20 protein-coding genes are annotated in these 22440 nt (G+C 44.9%); 16 read left to right on the top strand and 4 right to left on the bottom strand.

What is annotated here, in order from left to right:
* Positions 1 to 1200, top strand: a complete 1200-nt coding sequence (locus tag HFELIS_RS04855) for an acetate kinase (RefSeq protein ID WP_013469421.1) — start codon at positions 1 to 3, stop codon at positions 1198 to 1200.
* Between the two features lie 20 nt (positions 1201 to 1220).
* Here the strand turns inward: HFELIS_RS04855 and HFELIS_RS04850 are convergent, their stop codons facing one another.
* From HFELIS_RS04850 to HFELIS_RS04840, 3 genes are all read right to left on the bottom strand, one after another.
* Positions 1221 to 2525, bottom strand: a complete 1305-nt coding sequence (locus tag HFELIS_RS04850; RefSeq protein WP_013469420.1) for a methyl-accepting chemotaxis protein — start codon at positions 2523 to 2525, stop codon at positions 1221 to 1223.
* 102 nt (positions 2526 to 2627) lie between these two features.
* Positions 2628 to 4115 carry a 2,3-bisphosphoglycerate-independent phosphoglycerate mutase gene (gpmI, locus tag HFELIS_RS04845; RefSeq protein ID WP_013469419.1) on the bottom strand — a complete coding sequence of 496 codons (1488 nt, stop codon included), beginning with the start codon at positions 4113 to 4115 and terminating at the stop codon, positions 2628 to 2630.
* The gene (locus HFELIS_RS04840; protein WP_013469418.1) at positions 4115 to 4927 is read right to left on the bottom strand and encodes a hypothetical protein; all 813 of its coding nucleotides are present in this window, start codon (positions 4925 to 4927) and stop codon (positions 4115 to 4117) included. The genes gpmI and HFELIS_RS04840 overlap by 1 nt, the downstream gene beginning before the upstream one ends.
* Before the next feature lie 96 nt (positions 4928 to 5023).
* On the opposite strand from HFELIS_RS04840, the gene glyS reads away from it, so the two are divergent.
* From glyS to HFELIS_RS04765, 15 genes are read left to right on the top strand one after another with little or no spacing between them, the layout of a single operon-like run.
* Positions 5024 to 7099 carry a glycine--tRNA ligase subunit beta gene (gene glyS / locus HFELIS_RS04835; protein ID WP_013469417.1) on the top strand — a complete coding sequence of 692 codons (2076 nt, stop codon included), beginning with the start codon at positions 5024 to 5026 and terminating at the stop codon, positions 7097 to 7099.
* Positions 7074 to 8363 (top strand): TolC family protein, encoded by a 1290-nt coding sequence (locus HFELIS_RS04830; RefSeq protein ID WP_013469416.1) that lies wholly within the window; start codon positions 7074 to 7076, stop codon positions 8361 to 8363. Before glyS ends, HFELIS_RS04830 begins: the two co-directional genes overlap by 26 nt.
* Complete coding sequence (locus HFELIS_RS04825) at positions 8360 to 9418, top strand: efflux RND transporter periplasmic adaptor subunit (protein ID WP_013469415.1); 1059 nt, start codon at positions 8360 to 8362, stop codon at positions 9416 to 9418. The genes HFELIS_RS04830 and HFELIS_RS04825 overlap by 4 nt, the downstream gene beginning before the upstream one ends.
* Positions 9418 to 12480: an efflux RND transporter permease subunit gene (locus tag HFELIS_RS04820; RefSeq protein ID WP_013469414.1), complete on the top strand. Its 3063-nt coding sequence runs from the start codon at positions 9418 to 9420 to the stop codon at positions 12478 to 12480. Before HFELIS_RS04825 ends, HFELIS_RS04820 begins: the two co-directional genes overlap by 1 nt.
* Positions 12480 to 12752, top strand: coding sequence for a DUF3240 family protein (locus HFELIS_RS04815; protein ID WP_013469413.1), 273 nt, complete (start codon positions 12480 to 12482; stop codon positions 12750 to 12752). Before HFELIS_RS04820 ends, HFELIS_RS04815 begins: the two co-directional genes overlap by 1 nt.
* A 37-nt stretch (positions 12753 to 12789) precedes the next feature.
* Positions 12790 to 13725 (top strand): NAD(P)H-dependent glycerol-3-phosphate dehydrogenase, encoded by a 936-nt coding sequence (locus tag HFELIS_RS04810; RefSeq protein ID WP_013469412.1) that lies wholly within the window; start codon positions 12790 to 12792, stop codon positions 13723 to 13725.
* A 9-nt stretch (positions 13726 to 13734) separates the two neighbouring features.
* Positions 13735 to 14640 carry a glycine--tRNA ligase subunit alpha gene (gene glyQ, locus HFELIS_RS04805; protein WP_013469411.1) on the top strand — a complete coding sequence of 302 codons (906 nt, stop codon included), beginning with the start codon at positions 13735 to 13737 and terminating at the stop codon, positions 14638 to 14640.
* On the top strand, positions 14634 to 15386 hold the full coding sequence (locus HFELIS_RS04800; RefSeq protein ID WP_013469410.1) for a Nif3-like dinuclear metal center hexameric protein: 753 nt from the start codon (positions 14634 to 14636) through the stop codon (positions 15384 to 15386). The genes glyQ and HFELIS_RS04800 overlap by 7 nt, the downstream gene beginning before the upstream one ends.
* Positions 15383 to 16108 (top strand): zinc ribbon domain-containing protein, encoded by a 726-nt coding sequence (locus HFELIS_RS04795; protein ID WP_013469409.1) that lies wholly within the window; start codon positions 15383 to 15385, stop codon positions 16106 to 16108. The genes HFELIS_RS04800 and HFELIS_RS04795 overlap by 4 nt, the downstream gene beginning before the upstream one ends.
* Positions 16098 to 17270, top strand: a complete 1173-nt coding sequence (gene waaA / locus HFELIS_RS04790; protein ID WP_456236129.1) for a lipid IV(A) 3-deoxy-D-manno-octulosonic acid transferase — start codon at positions 16098 to 16100, stop codon at positions 17268 to 17270. Before HFELIS_RS04795 ends, waaA begins: the two co-directional genes overlap by 11 nt.
* Positions 17254 to 17997 carry an RluA family pseudouridine synthase gene (locus tag HFELIS_RS04785; protein WP_013469407.1) on the top strand — a complete coding sequence of 248 codons (744 nt, stop codon included), beginning with the start codon at positions 17254 to 17256 and terminating at the stop codon, positions 17995 to 17997. Before waaA ends, HFELIS_RS04785 begins: the two co-directional genes overlap by 17 nt.
* Complete coding sequence (gene lgt, locus HFELIS_RS04780) at positions 17994 to 18827, top strand: prolipoprotein diacylglyceryl transferase (protein ID WP_013469406.1); 834 nt, start codon at positions 17994 to 17996, stop codon at positions 18825 to 18827. The genes HFELIS_RS04785 and lgt overlap by 4 nt, the downstream gene beginning before the upstream one ends.
* Before the next feature lie 24 nt (positions 18828 to 18851).
* Positions 18852 to 19889: a flagellar basal body P-ring protein FlgI gene (locus tag HFELIS_RS04775; protein ID WP_041303220.1), complete on the top strand. Its 1038-nt coding sequence runs from the start codon at positions 18852 to 18854 to the stop codon at positions 19887 to 19889.
* Positions 19886 to 20188: a hypothetical protein gene (locus tag HFELIS_RS04770; RefSeq protein ID WP_013469404.1), complete on the top strand. Its 303-nt coding sequence runs from the start codon at positions 19886 to 19888 to the stop codon at positions 20186 to 20188. The genes HFELIS_RS04775 and HFELIS_RS04770 overlap by 4 nt, the downstream gene beginning before the upstream one ends.
* A gap of 2 nt (positions 20189 to 20190) precedes the next feature.
* Positions 20191 to 21234, top strand: a complete 1044-nt coding sequence (locus HFELIS_RS04765) for a sensor histidine kinase (protein ID WP_013469403.1) — start codon at positions 20191 to 20193, stop codon at positions 21232 to 21234.
* On the opposite strand, the gene HFELIS_RS04760 is transcribed toward HFELIS_RS04765, so the two are convergent.
* A complete protein-coding gene (locus HFELIS_RS04760) occupies positions 21235 to 22299 on the bottom strand; it encodes an O-antigen ligase family protein (protein ID WP_231844152.1) in 1065 nt (354 codons plus the stop codon). It abuts the gene before it with no gap.
* Positions 22300 to 22440 lie beyond the last annotated feature (141 nt).

Raw genomic sequence — 22440 nt, 5'->3', positions numbered from 1 at the left:
ATGCGTATCCTTGTTTTAAATTTAGGCAGTTCTTCTATTAAATTCCAGCTTTTCAACACTGCCACACAAGAGGTTTTAGCCCGCGGGCTTGTAGAACAAATCGGCGGGGAGTGCGCTCAAGCACAGGTCTACACCCAAGATGGGCGTATGGAAATGAGCAAGGAATGCTTGCGTATTAACACTTATGAAGAAGGGCTTTTGCATGTAGAAAATAGCCTGCGCAATTTAGGCGTGCTGCAAAGTTTTGGGCATGTGGATGGTGTAGGCCATCGCGTGGTGCACGGGGGGGATCTATTTATTCAGCCAACTCTCATTGACGATCGAGTCATGGAACATATAGAGAAGCTCGCTTTTTTGGCCCCTCTGCATAATCCTACGAATTTAATGGGTATCAAGACAATCAAGAAACAAACTCCTCAACTTCCCCAAGTGGCTGTTTTTGATACTGCTTTTCACCAAAGTATTCCCGCCCATGCCTTCATGTACGCCTTACCTTATCATTTTTATGAAACTCACAAGTTGCGCCGCTATGGTTTTCATGGCACCTCACATAATTTTGTGGCTCAGGAAGCCGCTAAATTTTTAAACATCCCCTATGAAAAATTTAACGCAATTTCTCTGCATTTAGGCAACGGGGCTAGTGTGTGTGCGATCAAAAATGGCCAAAGTATAGACACTTCTATGGGACTAACCCCCCTAGAGGGTTTGATTATGGGCACGCGTTCAGGCGATTTAGATCCTAGTCTTTTGAACTATATTGTTCAAATTAACCATAAAAGTTTTGATGAGGTCAATAATATTCTTAATAAGGAAAGTGGACTTAAAGGGATTTGTGGCAAAAACGATATGCGTAGTGTGGAAAAATTGATCGAAGAGGGAGATGAAAAGGCCATCTTAGCTTTTGATATGTACGCTTACCGTATTAAAAAATATCTCGGTTCTTACCTAGTTGCATTAGGACATGTTGATGCTTTGATCTTTACTGGTGGAGTAGGGGAAAATTGCGCACGGCTACGCAAAGATGTGTGTGCCAATTTGGAAAATTTTGGCATCGCCCTCAATCATGCAGCTAATACAAACCTTCCTAAAGGCATTGTTAACCTAAGTCAACCTCAAACGGCGATACAAATTTTGCGCGTCCCCACTAATGAAGAATGGGCTATCGCCACAGAAACTGCAAAAATCATTCAAGCGCATTAAAACGCCCCGCATGCCTGAAGTTATGCTCGCATGCCCTCTGAAACTTTGATACTGGCCGCTCTGATTTTCCCCATGAAATCTTTACTCTCATGGGAGAGAGCGACCGTCTTCTCAGATTCTTGAGTCCCTGCGGTGATATTGATCACCACATGAGCGGTGATTTCCTTGATCGCATCGATGATTGCTCCAATTTCCATGACAGATTTATCAGTGCGTTCGGCCAACTTGCGCACTTCATCGGCCACCACCGCAAAGCCTCTGCCGTGTTCGCCTGCCCGCGCGGCCTCAATAGCAGCATTAAGGGCAAGCAGATTAATTTGATCGGCGATATCTTTGATGGTCTGTGTGATTGAGGAAATCGAATCAGATTGTGTGCTGAGCGTGTTGATTTGATCGGCACTGTTTTTGATCGTTGTTGCCACGCCTTGAATGCTCTCGGTTGTCTTTTCAATCATCTTGCTTCCCAAATCCGTAAGCTCTTGATTTTCCTTGATGAGTTCTAGGGTCATTTGGATTTTTTCTTCTTTAGAAGTTACATCCCAAGCGAATTTAATAAATTTATAAATCTCTCCATCGCTATTAAAAACAGGATTGTAGCTCGCTTCCAAATAGACTTTTTTTCCATCTTTATTCAGGCGTACAAAGGTCCCACGCGTAAAATGCCCCTCTGCAAGATGATCCCAAAAAGTCTTGTATTCAGAACTCTTGGCGTATTTTGGATCGCAAAAAAGAGCATGTTCCTTTCCTTTGATTTCCTCCAGACGATACCCCATTAACTTTAAGAAATTTTCATTGGCTGAGAGGATTCTTCGCTGCGCATCAAATTCAATCATGGCCATACTAGCAAGCGCGGCCTTGTATACAGACCGCAGTTCATTTAATTCTAAAATTTTACCAGTAACATCGGTAGCAAATTTGATCACCCCTTGTACCTTGCCTTCTAAATCAAGAATGGGGTTATAAGTAGATTCAAGATAAATAGGCTTGCCCTGCTTTGTCAGGCGTTTAAAAGTGCCTCTTTGAAAGAGCCCTGCGCGCAAATCGTCCCAAATCTGTGTGTATTCTTTGGAACTGACAAATTTGGGATCGCAAAATAGAGAATGGTGTTTGCCCTTGATCTCTTGAAGGCCATAGCCCATCAGTTTCAAGAAATTATCATTAGCGTTTAGAACAACCCCATTAGTATCAAATTCGATGATCGCCATTGAACGATCAATGGCTTCATAAACACGACTCAGTTTGCTTGCCTTAGCGCTTAAGGAGGTGATAAGCTGATCTTGCTGAGCAATCTTAGCTTGGTGTTTACTGGAAGTGAAAAATGGCATACAATACTCCTAAAATGGTCCAAAAACCAAAAGTCAGCGATTGTAGTCAAAATACATTAATAAAAAAATACCAAAAGAATAAAATTTCCAACGCGCCTTTGTTTAAAAAAGCGCGGAATCCATGCTTGCAGGAATGGGCAAGCCCATAAGTTTTAACACACTGGCTGCCACATTGTTTAGGCCTCCATTTTTAATCTGTCTCACCCCCTCACCCAAGACAAAACAATAGACTTCAAAAGTGCTATGGTTAGTGAGCATGCCCCCATCTGTAGCGCGCATTTGCTCACAATTTCCATGGTCGCTGGTGAGTAGCATCGCATAATTTAGCTCTTGAGCTAAATGTAAAATCTGCCCCAACTCTGTGTCTATAGCCTCTACCGCCTTGATCGCCGCTTCTAAGTTGCCCGTATGCCCCACCATATCCCCATTAGCAAAATTGACAATGATGAGGTCTTTGCCCGCGCGCATTCCTGCACGCACAGCCTCCCCTACTTCAGGAGCACTCATCTGTGGGCAGAGGTCGTAAGTGCTCACCTTGGGGCTTGGGATCAGAACGCGCTCCTCATTTTCAAAAGGGGTTTCTACACCCCCATTGATAAAAAAGCTCACATGGGCGTATTTTTCGGTTTCAGCAGTATGAAGCTGGCTTAACCCCGCTTGTGCCACCACAGAAGCTAAGCATTCCTTAATCTCTTCTTTGGGGAATAAAACCGGATGATTAAAAGAAGCGCTATAAGGGGTCATGGTGGCTATGGTCAGCTCAGGCGCACCAGCCCCACACTCAGGCAGACCTTTAAAAACCTCTAAATCTCCTCCCAACACCTGGATAATCTGACGGGCGCGATCGCTGCGAAAATTGACCATAATCAAACCATCTCCATCAAACATGCCTGCATAATCACCAAAACTAGTCGGCTCAAAAAACTCATCGCTGATATTTTGCGCATACATGCTATGGATATACTCTTCAGGGCTAAGGGGGCTTTTATTGCACGCATGCGCGATGCTCTCATAAGCCTTTAGGGTGCGCTCAAAGCGTTTATCTCTATCCATGGCAAAAAAACGCCCTGAGAGGGTGGCAATGGCGATATGCTCATTGCAAATACTCTGCACAAGAGCCAAATACTCTAAAGCACTTCTAGGAAGCACATCGCGCCCATCACCAATTAAATGCAACCAAACCTTTTTGCCCGATCGCTCCAACAAGAGAGCCATGCCCATGAGATGATCGATGTGGGCGTGCACGCCTCCATCACTCATCAAGCCCAAAACATGCACCACTTGACTTTGGCTCACCACATGTTGAAAAGCTGGATTATCCTCTAAGAGCTCTTGATCGAAAGCCTTAGAAATGCGCACCAAATCTTGATCAAGCACCCTGCCCGCCCCAATGCACATATGCCCCACCTCTGAATTGCCCATTTGATCGGAGGGCAAGCCCACACTCAAGCCATGCGTTTTGAGCAGGCTATAAGGGAGATTGGCCAACATCCAATCATAGGTGGGTTTTTTGGCATGATAAAAAGCATTGCCCTCAGTAGAGGGATTATAACCAATCCCATCGGTAATGACTAATAGAGTCTTTTGCATTAAAACACCGGAGATTCTTGGAGTAAGAAGATAGAATTGTCTTTGCGCTTTTTGTGCACGGGTTCAGGTTGTGGCACAGGTTCGATCTTTTGAGGGGGAGGGGGAGGGGGAGGAGGTGTGGGTTTTTTGTGAGGGCTGGGTTTGGAGTGAGAAGATCGTTTTTTAGTGTTCTTGCCTTTGGGGCGCACCTCTATAGGACGATGATTTTGCGCATAAGTGAGATGTTTGGCCTCTGGATTGTTGTGGGTGTCTACACTCTGCTCTAAGGCAGGCATCACGCCTCGTAAGACTTTAATTTTTGCCAAAATGTCTTGATAGTATTCTGTAGCCACTTGGTTTAAGTAGTCGTTTTTTTGCCAACGCAAACCTTTATGATAGGATTTAATCATATCTTTCAAATTACCCTTATAAGTGCGCCGCCAACTCACTAGCATATCTAGCGCCACTTTGGAGGCAAAGGCCCGATCGCGAATCAACATATCCCCATAGACATTTTGCATAAAGCGGGTGTCCCGCTCGTTGTAGAGTTTAATGACCGCAGGAATATAGGCATGGTAAATCCCTGCACTCGGATCGCCAAAATTCACGCGGTACATGCCAGCACAAGATTCTTTCCAAGCAATCGCAGCCATCTCGTAACCTAGTTCCTGTTTAAAGCCATAGCGGTAGGCGTAAACTATGATGTCTTTTTGTTTATCGCTAAATTTTAAGGGATCATTGCATTCGGCCAAATCTGCCTTTTGCGCTCCAAGCAGACCACAAAGACCAAATAATCCAAACAACACGCCTCGCCACCCATGCACTCTATCCATCCTAACCTCTGTTAAGCGTATTTATTCTGTAATTGGGTATAATACTACAAAAACCCTTTAAGCACCGTTCATACTCAATCACAAAGAGGAGATCGCTTGAATCAAGCCCTACTCATAGAAATTTTAGTTGAAGAAATGCCCGCTAAGCCACTCTTAGATGAGTTGCCCAATATCCCTAAAAAATTTTGCCATTCCCTGGAAAAACATGGGTTAGGTGGCACGGCTTTAGAAGTCTTTTACACGCCCACTAGGCTAGTGCTCTATGCTCCAAACTTCCCCACCCACACGCCCGCCATCACAGAGGAATTTTTTGGTCCTCCTTTGGACATCGGCACGAATGTAGAAAAAGGAGTTAAAGAGGGAACTAGAGTTCTAAACCCCATTGGGCTTAAATTCTATGCCAAGCTCAACCTACCCCCCAATCTTGAGGTGGGCATGAAAAATAATAAAGAAGTTCTATACGCCACCAAGCGCACAGAACCCATTCCTACAGCCACCCTATTAGATGATATTTTGTTGCACTTTTTAGGCGCGCTGGATTTTGGAAAAAGCATGGCTTGGGGCGCGCTCAAAGCGCGCTTTATCCGCCCCATTCATAATCTTTGCGTGATCTTTGGCTCAGAGGACATTGATTTATCAGCATGCACAAACACCTATGGGTGCAGTGCTAAACGCGCGACTAAATTACACTTCTCTAAGGGGTTTGGCTACCATGACACCCCGGACATCTCTACTTATTTTAAAACCCTAGAAGAGGGGTTTGTCATCTTAGATCCTCTAAAACGCCGAACTAGAATTTTAGATCAAATCCACGCCCTAGAGGACCAACATCATATGCGCGTTGAGGTCGACCCCGAATTGCTAGAGGAAATTATAGCCATCACCGCCTACCCCACCGCTCTTTATGGAGAATTTGAAGCACATTTTCTACAACTCCCCACTGAGATCGCCACTACCTCTATGCAAACTCACCAACGCTATTTCCCCACTTTTAAAGATTCTAGCTTGCACCATGGTTTTGTTGTTGTGAGCAATCTGCCAAGTAAGGGAGATTTTAGCCAAATTATAGCGGGGAATGAAAAGGTTTTAAAAGCCCGCTTGAGTGATGCGATCTTTTTTTACCAAAACGATCTGCAAACATCACTAGAATGGGAAGTAGTAGGTCCTAAGCTGGAGCAAATTTCCTTTATGCAGGGGCTTGGTAGCTTAAAAGATAAGGTAGAGAGAGAACAACGCATAGGAGCGTGGCTAGTGGATCGCTATGGCGAGGAATCCATGCGCCCCCTTGTGCAAAAAATCCTAGAATTGGCCAAAGCGGATTTGTGTAGCGAAGTGGTTTATGAGTTTCCCGAATTACAGGGGATCATGGGGGGATATTATGCCAAACACCACAACCACCCCCAAGAAGTGTGCCAAGCCATCCAAGAGCAATATCTCCCCACTTCTGAAAACGCGCCCCTGCCCTCTAGTTTGCTAGCAGCTTTAAGCGCATTGGCTATCAAATTAGACACCCTTTTATCTCTTTTTAGCGTGGGCAAAATCCCCACAGGTTCTAAAGACCCCTTTGCTTTGCGCCGTGCTTGCAATGGAGTCTTGCGCATCTGCTTGCATTACCAATTAGATTTCAATTTAGCTAGCGATTTGCAGACAATCGCGCGTTTTTATGCCCCCTTTGAGTGGACGCTTTTACAAGATTTTATCTTAGAGCGTTTTACGCATGTATTAGGCGACTTCGATCCCTCTTTTTACAGGGCCGTTTTAAAAGGGCTTCAAACTCTTAAAAGTGAGAACTATGGAATCTGCCAAATTGCCCACAAAGTGCAAGCCCTGCATGTCTTTTTTGCCCAAGAAAATACGGCTGATTTGGTGGCTATTTTTAAGCGAGTCGCTAATATCACACAATTAGATACCCTACTTCAAACTGACCCCGCGCTCTTTACAGATTCCAGCGAACACGCCCTCTATGAAACTTATGAAAACATCGCTCGTATGGAATTTGGCAATTTTTTAGACAAGCTCAAAGCCCTAAGCCACCTTAAACAACCCTTGGAAAACTTTTTTGAAAAAGTGCTTGTCAACGATCCAAACTTGCAGGTGCAAAACAACCGCAAGGGCTTATTGGCATTGATTTACCATGCATTTTTGGATGTGGCGGATATTAAAGACCTCTAGGGTGTGGATTCGCCTTTTTATCCTATATGGATTGTGCGCCCTTTGTTTGAGTGCGCGCACCTTTTCTGTCGCTGAGTTCTTTAAGCGCGTAGAACACAACTCGCTTGATTTGATCCAAAAAAAGGCGAACTTTATTAGCCTTTTGGAGGAACAAAAATCCACCAATTCTTGGGATTTTCCTTTTATCAGTCAAGAAACCTCCATTGTGCGCAACTATCAGGGCATCGCCGAAGCCCAACCCCGCACGGTTTTAATGATCAAGCCAAAACTTCCATGGGTGAGCCGTCTTTTAGCGCGCAGTCTCTCTTTGAAGAATGTGCAATACCGCAAGAGTTACGAGCTTAGTCGTAATCTTGCCTTCATTGGAGCAAAACGACTCTATCTCAATTACACGCTCAATATTGAGAAGCATAAAATCTACGCCCAAAGAGAGGCGATCTTTTTTTCCCAGCTTGAGGCCGCTCAGAGTAAGGTCGCTGCTGGAAGTATGTCTAAAAAGGACTATATCAACTTCAAAAATTCTTATTTAGAATCTAAGCTTGCCAAAATCAATATCCAAAACCTCATCATCAATCAAGAACGCTTGCTACACACCTTGCTAGCCATTGTCGCGCCCGTTGAAAATGACGCCCCTTTTAGCGATCTGATGGATGCTGCCCATGTTGTTAAAATCCCTGAGCTCAAATTTGACTATGTGCATTTGGGCGAACACGCTCTAGAGCGCATTTTAGATCGGTCTTTGTATGTGCAGGTCTTGGATTTGAGCGCTAAAGATTACCGCGTGAACGCCAACTTAGCCAATCGCGATGTTTTTAAAAACTTTGAATTTGGTTTGGGGGCGGAGAGCTATAACTCTGCTACGAACCTCTCCATGGAGTTTAGCATTCCTCTCCCCCTCACGCCTAAAAATATTCACATGAAGCGCAAATTTTTAGCCCTAGAAAATGGAGCACGGGCACAAAATGAAGTTACAAAGCGCAATATCCATATCAACGCCAACGCCTATCTCAACCAACTCAAGACGACTGAGCGCTACATGCGTATCCAAATCCAAGCGATTGATAATAAAAAGGAGTTAATGGAAATGGGAAGGGTTGCCTATGAGGCTCAAAAAATTGGTCTCTTTGAATATCTTTTTTATCAAAATGCGTATATGGACGCTCTCATCGCCCTAGCAGAGGCCAAGATGAAATATGTGGACACCACCGCGCTCTTAGAAGAAACTTTGGGGGAGAGTCTAACCATAATAGGAAAAAAACATTGAAAAAAGCATTGATTTTTATTTGCGCGTTGTTCTTACACGCTTATGAGGAAATTAAGCTCACTCCCAAAGAAATTGCAAGTTTAAATATTCAGGTGATCCCTCTGGATCAACATTTGTATTCAAGAGGGTTGCCTTTTAATGCCAGCATTGATTTTGACAATCTCAATCTCAAACACGCGGTTGTGCAAAGTTTGAGTTTTGATGCGAGCGTGGTCGCCATTTATAAGAGTGAGGGTGAACGGGTGAAAAAGGGCGATCTCATCTGTGAGATCAGCTCGATCGATCTGAGCAATCTTTATTTTGAGCTCCAAAATAATCAAAATAAATTCAAGGTCGCCCTAGATGTCAGCACTAAGGATAGACAGCTCTATAAAAAAGGCGTAATCTCTAAGAGAGAATACCAAACCAGCCACCTAGCCAGTGAAGAACTTCGCCTAAGAGTTGCCCAACTAGAGAACACCTTTAAGGGTTTTGGCATCGATGCCAAGCACCCTAAGGGAAGCTATGGGTTTAGAATTGTGGCAAGGCAAGGGGGCATTCTCTCCATAGCCCCTAAAGTGTTGGGGGAGCGTATCCGCGCTTTCACGCCCTTTATGCGTATTTCACAAAATAACGATCTGATTGCGCGCATTAGTATTCCCATCGATCTTTCTAAGTATATTAAACAGGGCGCAGTGGTGCTCAATAAAAACGCTCAACCCATCGGACATGTGCAAAGTGTCTCTGTGGTGTTAGATAAAAATTCTAACACTATCTTAGCCACTGCACGTATCAAAGGAAATTACCATGTGGGTGAAATGGTGGAACTCTTTATAGAGGGGGCTAGACCTGCTAATTCGCTTTTAATCCCTGCCGATGCGCTGATCAAAAACGATCAGGATTATTTGATCTTTGTGCGCACCCCTGTAGGCTTTTTACCCACCCCTGTCAAAGTACTCGAGGAGCGCAGCCGTGCTTTTCTCATCCAGCAAGGACAAATTGATCTGCATGGCAAAATTGCCGCCGGGGCGTTAGTGAATCTCAAGGGCATTTTGAACCATTTTGGGGAAGATTGATGCTAGATAGCCTCATTGCCTTTTGTTTAAGACAACGCCTTTTGGTGCTTTTGTGCGCGCTAACCCTTGTAGGTTTTGGATTTTATAGCTTTTTAAACACACCCATAGATGCTTTCCCGGATATGGCCCCGGTTCAAGTTAAAATCATTCTCAAACTTCCGGGCAGCTCGCCTGAAGAGATGGAAAATAATGTCGTGCGCCCCCTAGAGCTAGAACTCTTGGGGCTACAAGGGGAGAAATCCCTTAGAAGTACTTCTAAATACTCTGTATGCGACATCACCATTGATTTTGAAGAGGGGATGGACATTTACTTAGCCCGCAACATGGTAGATGAAAAACTAGCCCTAGTCTTGCCCGATTTGCCTGAGGGGGTGGATGGAGGTATCGCGCCCATTGTAACCCCTCTTTCAGATATTTTTATGTTTACCATTGATGGTAGCCTAGATGGAGCAAGCAAACGCCATTTGCTAGATTTTGTGATCCGCCCCTTACTGCGCACCATTCCGGGAGTAGCCGATGTAAATTCCATAGGTGGCTTTAGCCGCGCCTTTGTTGTGGTTCCGGATTTAAATGATATGGCTAGATTGGGTGTGAGCATTAGCGATTTGGAACACGCGCTTAGAGCTAATTTGAGCAATAGCGGGGCGGGGCGGGTTGATCGCGAAGGTGAGACTTTTTTAGTCAAAATCCAAACGATGGCTAGCACCCCTGAGCAAATTGCCCATATCACCATCCCTACCACAATGGGGCATCTGCATATTAAAGATTTTGCTAAGGTGATCGCTCACCATCGTACCCGTTTGGGTTTTGTTACCAAAAATGGAGTGGGAGAGACCACTGAGGGGCTTGTGCTCTCTTTAAAAGGGGCAAATTCTAGGGATATTATCCAACGCGTGCGCGCTAAAATAGACAATGAGATCAAACCTTTATTACCAGCAGGCGTGCATATCCATGTTTTTTACGATCGCTCTGAGTTTACACACAAGGCAATTAGCACGGTGGGCAAGACTTTTATTGAGGCGATCGTGCTCATCATTGCTACCCTCTTTTTATTCTTAGGCAATTTTAGGGCAAGTGTGGCTGTGGGGGTGATCTTGCCCTTGAGCTTGAGTGTGGCGTTTATTGGGATTAAATTAAGCGGTCTCTCCTTAAATCTGATGAGTTTGGGGGGGCTCATCATCGCCATTGGCATGCTCATTGACTCGGCGGTGGTGGTGGTTGAAAACGCCTTTGAAAAACTTAACCACAACAAGACAAGCCCCAAATTAAACACGATGTATCGGGCGTGCAAAGAGATCGCCCCCTCTGTGGTGAGCGGGATCATCATTATCATCGTGTTTTTTATCCCCATTTTATCCTTGCAAGGCATTGAGGGTAAGATGTTTAGACCTTTGGCTCTAAGCATTGTCTTTGCGCTCTTGGGAACTTTAATTCTCTCCATCACCATTATACCCGTGATGAGTTCTTTAGTGCTCAAAAGCCAGCCACACCAAGAGACCTTTCTAGTGCGCTTTTTGCACAAAACTTATACTCCTCTTTTAAACTTTGCTTTGCATAACCCTAAGCGCATGCTCATTGGGGCGTTGGTGTTTATGGTGGCTAGTTTGTCTCTTTTTGCTTTTGTGGGGAAGGCTTTTATGCCTAATTTAGATGAGGGGGATACCGTGCTTACCATTGAGAGCATCCCCTCCATCTCGCTAGCCCAATCGCGCGCCTTAATTTTGGACATTGAAAAAACCCTCAAGGCGCGCGTGCCAGAGATTCAATCTGTAGTGGGGCGCACGGGTTCTGATGAGTTGGGGCTAGATTTAGGCGGGCTCAACCAAACCGACATGTTTATTTCCTACATCCCCAAAGATCAATGGAGTGTGCCTAATAAAGAGGCGTTATTAGAAAAAATTCTCAACGCCTTAGAGGGTTTTAAAGGGATTAACTTTACCTTTACCCAGCCTATTGAGATGCGTATCTCTGAGATGCTTACAGGGGTGCGCGGGGATTTGGCGGTGAAAATCTTTGGCAATGACATCCCCACTCTCAACGCCCTTAGCGCACAGATTGTAGAAATCATTAAAAGTGTGCGCGGGTCTAGTGAGGTGCTAACAGAGCTCAATAAGGGTATTAATTACCTTTACATCAAACCCAATCGGGACACGATGGCTAATGTGGGGATTACTAGCGATGAGTTTGCTAAATTTCTCAAATCCTCTTTGGAGGGGTTGTTAGTTGCCTTCATCCCTACGGGCATTTCACGCACGCCTGTGATTATCCGCCAAAACCAAGATGTCGCAACTAATATCACTTTACTTAAAAGCTTGGAGATGACTTCTAGCCGCGATGTCCCTGTTCCTATTACCTCCATTGCGACACTGCAAGAGGTAGATGGTCCGGTGTCAATCGTGCGCGAGAATGCCAAACGCCTAAGCGTGGTGCGTAGTAATGTTGTGGGACGCGATTTAGGAAGTTTTGTGAGTGAGATCAAGGCTAAAATTCACAATCAAGTCCACTTGCCCCCCAATTACTATATCACCTATGGCGGGCAGTTTGAAAACCAAGAGCGGGCTAATAAACGCTTGGCAACCATTATCCCTCTAAGCATTTTAGCCATCTTTTTTATTCTCTTTTTTGCCTTTAAAAATGTCCCTTTAGCTCTGCTCATTCTTTGTAATATCCCCTTTGCCACCACAGGCGGACTCATTGCCCTTTTTATCAGCCATGCCTATCTCTCAGTGCCTGCTAGTGTGGGCTTTATCGCCCTGTTTGGAATCGCCGTGCTGAATGGCGTGGTGATGGTCGGATATTTTAAAGATTTATTGATGCAGGGCAAACGCCTTGATGAGGTGGTTTTTATGGGGGCGACAAGGCGTTTACGCCCCGTGCTTATGACTGCTTGCATTGCCGGCTTGGGACTTATCCCCCTTCTTTTCTCCCATGGGGTGGGCTCAGAAGTGCAAAGACCCTTAGCAATCGTTGTTTTAGGGGGGCTTGTTACCTCAAGCACGCTAACTTTACTCTTGATCCCGCCCATGTTTATGTTACTTGCTAAAAAAATCAAGGTCATTTGATGTTATTAGAAATCTACACCCCCTCCCCTGTGCAAGATAGCCTGCTAGATTATCTCTTAGAGAAAGGCTACACGCATTTTTACCTCTTACCCGCCTTTGTCTATGGCACACCCCAAGCACAGATGAATATTTGCGAGCAAGTGAGCGGGCGCAAGGAATGCGCTTTGGTGCGTTTATTCTTGCCCGAGCAAGAAGCTAGACAATTAGCCACAGAGATCAAAAAACTTTATCCTCAAAGCGCGCTCTATCTTTTCTCCAATATTGCAATTTAGCAAGCTATGCTAGAATGGCACTTTTTAAAGGACATGCATGAGTGTTGTAGTTTTTGGGGGCGGGGCTTGGGGGCGGGCGTTAGCTTTTGCCTTTGGGCACACAACCCCGACTAAAATTGTCTCTAGGCGGGATTTAAGCGAGGTTTTGCTCCCTTTAAATAAAAATTTAGTGCTTAAGGGGCATTCTCTCATCACACAATGCGATCTGCAAGAAGCTCTTCAAGCCTCTTTGTGTGTGGTAGCTATTAGCGTGCAACACCTGCGCGCTTGGTTTGAGCAAACTAAGCTCCCCTCTAACACGCGGGTTTTAATGGCGTGTAAGGGGATTGAGCTTGGGGGGGCTTTTGTGAGCGACATTGCTCAAAGTTTTCTACCCTCTGAAAATCTTTGTTTTCTAGCTGGTCCTAGTTTTGCTAAGGATGTGAGCGCAAGCCTGCCATGCGCGCTAGCCCTGCACTCCACAAATGCAGAGTTAGCACAAACCTATGCCAAGATTTTCCCTAGTTTTATGCGCACCTACATCCAAGAAGACATTATCGGGGGCGAGATCGCTGGGGCTTATAAAAATGTGATCGCCATTGCAGCAGGAGTGTGTGATGGCTTGGAGTTAGGACAGAGTGCTAAGGCTTCCTTACTCTCTAGGGGGTTAGTGGAGATGTGCCGTTTTGGGGCGCATTTTGGAGGCAAGGCACAAACCTTTCTAGGACTCTCAGGGGCGGGCGATCTGTTTTTGAGCGCAAACTCTGTGCTCTCTAGGAATTACCGCGTAGGTTTAGGGCTTGCTAAACATCAGAGCCTTGAGGCGATTTTACAGGAACTGGGCGAGGTGGCTGAGGGGGTGAAAACTACAGAGGCGATCCTCCAAATCGCCACTAAAGAAAATATCTATACCCCCATTGCTACAGAACTCTATGCCCTCTTGCAGGGCAAAAACCCCCTAGAGAGCATGGGGGCACTTTTACAACGATCATAAAGGTTTGCCATGACTTTTTCACGCATTCTATTAACATTGCAGGATTTTTGGCAGGATCAGGGGGCTTTAGTGCTCCAGCCCTACGACTTGCCAGCAGGGGCGGGCACTTTCCACCCAGCCACTCTACTTAGAAGTTTGGACAGCCAAGCTTGGAGTGTCGCCTATGTCGCCCCCTCACGCCGCCCTACCGATGGGCGTTATGCCCAAAACCCTAACCGCTTAGGCAGTTATTACCAATTCCAAGTCCTCATCAAGCCCAGCCCGCTCAATATTCAAGAGCTCTATCTTAAAAGCTTGGAAGTGCTAGGGATTGATTTTAGAGAACATGATATTCGCTTTGTGGAGGATAATTGGGAGTCGCCCACTTTGGGAGCTTGGGGCTTGGGCTGGGAGGTGTGGCTAGATGGCATGGAGATCACTCAGTTTACTTATTTTCAACAAGTGGGCGGATTGCCCTGCCACCCGACCCCAGTTGAAATTACCTATGGGTTAGAGAGATTAGCCACCTACATACAAAAGGCTCAAAGTGTCTTAGACATTGTGTGGAGCTATAGAGAGGGCAAACCCATTTATTATAAAGAAGTGCACACCGAGAGCGAATACCAGTTTAGCCATTACCATTTTCAACATGCCAATTTGGATTTTTTATTTGAGAGTTTTGAGAGAAACCAACAAGAAGCCCAGCGTTGTTTAGATCAAGGCTTGAGTTTAGTCGCCTATGATTTTGTGATCTTAAGCACGCATTTTTTTAATGTTTTGGACGCTAGAAAAGCCCTCTCTGTAGCCAAGAGACAAGAATTTATTTTAAAAATCCGCACTCTAGCCAAAGCCTGCGCCACTCTCTATAAGTCCCAAGAAGATCAAAGACAAGAGCGCTTAAATGGGGATTTCAGCGCGCCCCTATTCCCATGCTAGCCCATCTTTTCAACTTCTTAAACCAACTCTCCCCCTTTGAGTTGCAAGCCCCATGGGATAATAGCGGGATCAATCTAGGGCATTTGAGCGCGCCCTTTGATCAGGTGGTGATCAGCTTAGAAGCCACCTTAGAGCTCGCCCTAGAGGTCCCCCCCAAAACCTGCATTCTTGCCCACCACCCCCTATTTTTCAAGGCAAGCAAGAACTTTAACCCCACTCTCTACCCCTATAACATCGCCACCCCTCTTATTCAAAAGTCTTGTGCGCTCATCGCTCTTCATACTAATTTTGATATAACCCACCTCAACGCCCATTTTGCTAATTTGCTAGGTTTTGAAAACCTTAAGTCAGAGGGCTTTGCTCTAGTGGGCGCGATCACACCTACTAAATTAGAGAATTTGCTCGAGCACATTCAAGAGAGACTACAGCTCCCCTATGTGCGTTATGTGTGCGCGGAGCATAACATCGAACATATAGCGATCGTGTGTGGAGCGGGCGCGTCTTATTTGCAGGATTTAGCTCATATCCCCAAAGGTCTTTGTCTGATTACCGGAGATGTCAAGCACCATGACGCGATGGCAGCAAAGAGCATGGGCGTGAGTGTGATTGATGTAGGGCATTATGAGAGTGAAAAATATTTTGTGCCCTTGTTGCACTCTCTGCTAGCAACTTGGTTGCAAACTCAGGCAAAGCATGTTAGACTGCACGATTGCAAAAACCCCTTCCATTTTAAAGGCATGGCATGAACGCACACCTCAAGCAACTTATTGAGATTTCGCATTTAGATAAAGATATCGAGGCTTTAGAGCCACAGATTCAAGCCAAACGCACGGATTTAGATAAGGCCCTCGCCCAACGCCAAAAACAACAAGCCGAGTATAGTGCTCTTGAAGAAGAAAAGGGAGGCTTAAAGCTCCAAATTAGCAAAAATGAGCAAACTCTCCATGAAATCAACGCCAAGATTGATAGTATTCAAAAAAAGATCGCTCAAATCAAATCTGAGCGCGAATTGCGCTCTTTGAGCATTGAAGAAGACATCACTAAAGAGCGGGCCAACCAAGCTAATAAGGAAATCGAGCGGCTAGAAAATGAGATCGCGCATAAAAATAGATTACAGGCGACCCTACAAGAAGATTTAGAAAAATTAGCAGAGCAGATTAGCGCGCTTGAGCAACGCGTAGAGGAAGACACCGCAACTATTAAGGCGCAACAGCAAGAGATTTTTCAAAACAAGCAAATTTTGGTTTTAAAAATGGATCGCAAACTCATCGCTTTTTACGAGAGGATTCGCCGTTGGGCAGGCAATACCTGTGTGGTGCAGGTGCGCAAGCAAGCCTGCGGAGGTTGTTTTATCCGCATCAATGATAAAACTTACGCCGAAATTTTGCGCAGTCAAGACATTTTGACTTGCCCACATTGTGGGCGCATTCTTTATGCCAATCGCGAAGTGAGCACTAATTCTCAATAAAATCTATTTGGGCGTGTTGTGCATCGCCCATGTGCTTGCTTTGCCCCTCATCGCGCTTTTGCGCTTGCGCGCCAAATACAAATACTCTTTAACAGCGCGTTTTTTTGCCAAAGGGCATGCGTTGGATTTTAAGCCCATTTTGTGGTTTCATGCCTGCTCTTTTGGTGAAATCAAATCTTTAGAACCTCTACTAGCCCTCTTTAACAACACCCCCATTTTACTCACCACCACCACCCAAACCGGCTACAATCTTGCCTGTAGCACTTATGCCAATAACCCCCATATCCAAGTGCGTTTTTTGCTTTTTGAAACTTTATTATGGCTTTGGCGCAAGGATTTAGATCACTTGCAAAGTCTTGTGGTTACTGAGGCGGAGTTATGGTATCAAGTGTTTAGTCTAGCTAAACAAGTGGGGGCACAAACTTTCTTGCTCAATGCGCGCATTTCCACACGCTCCTATGGGCGTTACCAACGCTTTAGGGCTTTTTACACCCAACTCTTCAAGCAGATAGATAGGATCTACGCCCAAACCCCCCAAGATTTAGAGAGATTACGCTCACTGGGTGCGCGACACCTTGAAATTTTCCCCAATCTCAAGCTTTTCAACACCCCCAAAATCACCACGCACCATCCAAAGCCCCCCAAACCCCTATTTTTAGCTGCCAGTACACACCCGGGCGAAGAGGCTCTTATTTTAAAGGCTTTTCTTGCCCTGCAAACTGCGGCTTTTTTGGCTATTGTTCCGCGCCACCCTGAGCGTTTTTTAAAAGTTAAAGAACTCTTGGAAAGCCAACATCTTGATTTTATGACATTCTCGCAAGAAGGGGTTACTTGGAGCAAGCAGATTCTACTTGTAGACGCGCTAGGGGTGCTCAATGATTTTTATGCCATCGCTGATGTGGTGATCTTGGGGGGGTCTTTTGTCCCTGTGGGGGGGCATAACCCGCTTGAGCCTGCCTTTTTTCACACCAAACTCATCAGTGGCAAGCACATTTTTAACCAACAAGCCCTTTTTGCTTGTGTGCAAAATTATGTTTTGATCGAGCAAAACGCCTTAAAAGAAACTTTGAAGTGCGCCGATCAGCTTGTCCCTAGCTACATTGACCAACAAGGGCATTCGATCCAAACACTGAGCAAGGCAATTTATGCAAGCAGCCTATAAGCTTCTCAGCGCACAAATGGGCATTTCACACAAGCAGGCGCAAAAACTCATTGATTTAGGGCGTGTGTGTTTAGGGGGGCGTAAACTCACACTCGCGCGCCAGTTATGCCCTCTGCAGAGCAAATTTGAGGTGCAAAACTCTAAAGCACAAATTCTTTATCAAGAGACAGATTGGTTATTTTTAAATAAGCCTGCTGGAGTGAATAGCTACGCTTTAGAAAAACAACACCCCCCCTACAAACTTTTACACCGCCTAGATTTGCCCACAACCGGAGTGCTCGCCCTAGCCCAGAACCACGCCCACGCGCAAGGTTTAGAAGCCTTTAAAAAAAGAGCTGTGTATAAAGAATACATCGCTTTAGTGCAGGGTGTGATTAAAAAGCCCCAAACTCTGCGCATGCCCTTAAGAGTGCAAAAGAGCCACATAGAGGATGCTAAAGGCTTTGTAAAAACCTTGCTCGATCCTGCTGGTCGCCCTGCTTGCACGAAAATCACTCCCCTTAAGCAATACAAAAATAAAACCTTGCTTAAAGTGGTGATTACAACCGGGATCACGCACCAAATCCGCGCGCATTTGAGCGCACTGGGTTGTCCCATTGTAGGGGATGTGCTCTATGGGGGCAGGTCTCATCAATACTTTTTCTTGCACGCCCACCGCTTAAAGATTTTAGACCACTACATACAAGCCCCGCTCCCATTTTACTTTGAAGAGGAGTTAACCCCTTGAGTTTTTGGAACACCATTTATAGCCATTTTAGCCCGATTGCCTTTAGTCTCTTTGGAATCAATGTCCATTGGTATGGAATCGCCTATGTGAGTGCCTTACTCATAGCTTTTTTTGTGGCTCTGCGCGCTATCAAAAAAGACCCCGTGCGTTTTCCTATCTCTAGGTCTCTTTTTGAGAGTTATTTTCTCTATGCAGAGGTGGGCGTGATTTTGGGGGCGCGGCTGGGTTATATCTTAGTTTATGATCCCAATACCCTTTACTACCTCAAAGCCCCTTGGCAAATTTTTAACCCCTTTTATGAGGGAGAATTTGTAGGGATTCGCGGAATGAGTTACCATGGGGGTTTGGTGGGGTTTTTAATCGCCTCTCTGCTTTTTAGCAAGATCAAACAACAAAACTTTTTGATTTATCTCGATCTTATCGCCATTTCCTTACCACTGGGCTATGTCTTTGGGCGCATTGGCAATTTTCTCAATCAAGAACTCTTTGGGCGCGTTGTTCCTCAAGGCGATGCTTTTGGACAAAAGATTGGAATTTTAGTCGATGGGGTTTTGCGCTACCCTAGCCAACTCATCGAGGCTTTTTTAGAGGGGTTGGTGCTCTTTTTTGTGGTGATGGTGGCTAAAAGATTTACTTCTGCTCCGGGCATGCTTATGGTTGTCTATGGTTTGGGGTATTCGCTCGCGCGCTTTGTCTCTGAGTATTACCGCGAGGCAGATGTGCAAATGGGGTATTATTTTTGGCATTTGAGCATGGGGCAAATTTTAAGCCTAGTGATGGCCGGGATTTCTTTAGGATTATGGGGTTATATCGCGTGGAAAAAAGATTAAGTAAGTTTAGTTAGAATGTTTGGCATGGAATGTTTAAAATACTTCTTGGTGTTTGTGTTCTGTCTAGGGAGTCTGCGAGCAGAAAAGATTGAAGATATTGCTAATATTGTGGGTGTGCGCGATAACCAGCTGGTGGGCTATGGGCTTGTGATTGGCTTGAATGGCACGGGGGATAAATCCGGCTCTAAATTTACGATGCAATCTATCGCCAATATGCTAGAGAGCGTGAATGTTAAGGTTTCGCCTAATGACATCGCTTCTAAGAATGTGGCTGCGGTGATGATCACCGCTTCCTTGCCCTCTTTTGCACGGCAGGGAGATAAAATTGACATCCAAATCTCTTCTATAGGGGATGCTAAATCTATCAATCATGGGGTCTTGGTGATGACACCCCTGACAGCCATTGATGGAAACATTTATGCTATTGCTCAAGGCAGTGTAAGTTTGGGCAACTCTGCTAACCAACTCTCAGGCACTGTCATCAACGGAGCGACCATTGAACGGGAAGTTTCCTACGATCTTTATAACAAAAATGGCATGACTTTGAGCCTTAAAAAACCCAATTTTAAAAATGCGATTAAAATCCAAGAAACGCTCAATAAGGTCTTTAAGGAAAAAGTCGCCCTAGCTATCGATCCCAAAACTATCAAGCTTAAGAAACCCACAAACCTTACGATGGTGGAGTTTTTAGCCTTGATTCAAGAGGTGAATATCAATTACAGCCATCAAAATAAGATTATCATTGATGAAAAATCTGGCACTGTGGTTGCTGGGGTGGACATTGTGGTGCATCCGGTGGTGGTAACCAGTGGGGATGTTACGATTAAGATCACCAATGAGCTTTTAGAACCCAAAAAGGGCAAGGCTAAAAAGGATATTCAGAAACTAGGGCCTAAAACCATGTTTGATACCAAAGAAAACATTCTAAGCACACCGAAAGCGACCATTGCAAGCGTGGTCAAAGCCTTGCAAAAAATCGGGGTGAGTCCTAAGGGGATTGTCTCCATCTTAGAGGCAATGAAAAAAGGGGGGGCCATCAGTGCAGAAATGGAGGTCATATGATTAAAAATAACCTAGATATTTACAACAGCTACCTAGCTAATAAACTCGATGCTAAAAAGTTAAAAGGTGATGATAGCAAGCTTAAGGAGCAAACCGATGCCTTTGAGTCTTTGTTGCTCAAATTTATGCTCGATACCGCTTTAAAATTAGACAACCCTCTCTACCCTAAACAGGCTGGGAGTGAGATTTACGAATCGATGTATAAAGATTCTTTGTCTAACCAACTCAGCGGGCACTTTGGTTATAGCGAGCTTCTTTTTAATTTTCTCAAGGCACAAGAAGAACAGAAGAAAGGTTGAGAGTGGCGTCTGACAACCATGAAGAAGAGGGGATTTTACACAAGATCGGGGATCGTCAAGAGCTCTTGGCTTTGCTCAATGAGTTTATTTTGCAGAGTTATCGCGTTGAAAAAGAGTTTAAAGATTATAAAGCTCTTTATGAGTGGGTGATTGAGATTCTGCCCCAAGCCATTTGGGTGCTCAATGAAAATAAGAGTTTTTTTTATAAGAATAGTAAGGCTTTAGAAAATCAGGATATCTTTGAAAAAGCGCGGGCGTTGGATTTCAATACAGAAATCGAACACGAGGGTAAAAACTACCTTTTTCAGCATAATAAGATACAGGGCAAGGAGATCATCACCGCCACAGATATTACCAAGCAAAAACGCCAAGAGAGATTGGTTTCTATGGGCAAGATTTCTGCGCATTTGGCCCATGAAATCCGCAACCCTGTAGGCTCTATTTCTCTGCTCACTTCAATCTTGCTCAAAAAAGTAGACCCAAAAATACAGCCCATTGTCTTTGAATTGCAGAAATCTCTTTGGCGTGTGGAGCGTATCATCAAGGCCACTTTGCTCTTTTCTAAAGGCGTGCACGCGAACAAAGTGCTTCAAAGTCTAAGCTTGCTCGAAGATGAGATCACAGAAGCGCTCAATCAATACACCTACACTAAAGAGATCGCCCTAAAAACGCAGATCGCCCCCATCAGCGCGCACTACGACCTGAGCTTACTGAGTATCGCCTTGCAAAATTTCCTTTATAACGCCATTGATGCCATTGAAGAGGGGGCTCAAGATGAGGGGGTGATTGAGGTGCGGATTTTTGAAGAGGGGGAGTGGATTGTATGCCATATCCAAGATGATGGTAAAGAAGTGATGGATAAAGAACTTCTTTTTGAACCCTTTGAAACCACTAAACTAAAGGGCAATGGCTTAGGGCTGGCTCTCTCTTTGCAAGTTGTAGAAGCGCATGGGGGTAGAATCACTTTGCTAGATACAAAAGAGAAGATTTTTGAAATCCGCTTTTTAAGAGATTTAGAACAGTCTTTAAGGGGAGAAAATCACTAATTAGGCGCGTTGTGGCTTGGTAGATTGCGTAGCTATGACACCCAGAGCCACAATGCCCATAAAAAAACTTCCCTCAGTAAAAAAGGAAAAGGGATCAAACCCCATAGCAAACACTAGATAGAAAACCAACATGCTCAACACAAGCAAAGAAACTTGAGGATTGATGCTAAGCCGCCGCCAAAAGAAAAGCCACACCACCGCCCAAAACAAAAAAAGCACCCCCAAACCTACCAAACCTCGACTAGCCAAAGTATTAAGAATTTCATTCTCATATCTTTCAGCACAATTAATATCCTCTGCTTTTCTATAGGAATGCGCCAAAGCTAAAATCTCAGATAGTCGCTTACACTTGGTGCTTGAACTCATGCCAAAAATAGGCGAAAGACGCATGATGGCAAACGCGACTTTCCAGCGCGCCAAACGCAGGCCGGTGCTAGTGTCAGGGTCCTTTTGAGCATAGAGTTTGAGATCGTGGGTGAACGAGTCGGTGGTTGACCTAGCGGTTTGTAAAACCCCTCGTTTTTCTAGGAAATGATCAAGGGCAAACAAACTAGCAAAACCTGCAACAATGACTAACATGTAGGTCAGAGCGCGTAAAGACTTCTGGACATACAATACCAATACAGAAAGGAAGACAAAGCCGACAAAAAAGGCAACCATTGCTGTGCGGGTTCCGCTGAAAAGCACGACCACAAAACCTAACAAGAGGGCTACACTAAATAGTATCTTTTCACGCCGTTCTTTAGAATAAAGCGCGTAGATATAGCACCCAAAAATGGCGATGCTGGTGAGCACGACAAAAGCCATGATGCTACTCCAACCACTGACCCGCCCTATGTTTAAAAAAATTCTTTGGATCAGGGCGATGCTTCCATTGAGCGTGCAAGCGATCGCCATGCTTTTAAAAATCCATGTTTGTTTGAGATTTAGATTAGCCCCACTCAAACACACCAAAATGACCGCCCCAAAAATATAGATCAAGGGCATTTCCAAAGTGGGCAAATTGTAACGCCAGCTTGCTAGATCGCTTTCTATAAAGAGGGGGGGCAACACACTTAAGAACATTAGAACACATGCAACTATTAACCACCTAAGACCCCTAGAAAGTTTTAAGGGAGGTCTGTAGGTGAAATAGTAGGCAAGCGCGCTGAGCACAAGCACAATGATCAGCGTGTGAGCACTCGCCCTCTTAAAAGAGAGCAAAAA

This window comes from Helicobacter felis ATCC 49179 (assembly GCF_000200595.1).
In the GTDB taxonomy this organism is placed as follows: Bacteria; Campylobacterota; Campylobacteria; order Campylobacterales; family Helicobacteraceae; genus Helicobacter; species Helicobacter felis.
This window is presented reverse-complemented; position numbering and strand designations above follow the sequence as displayed.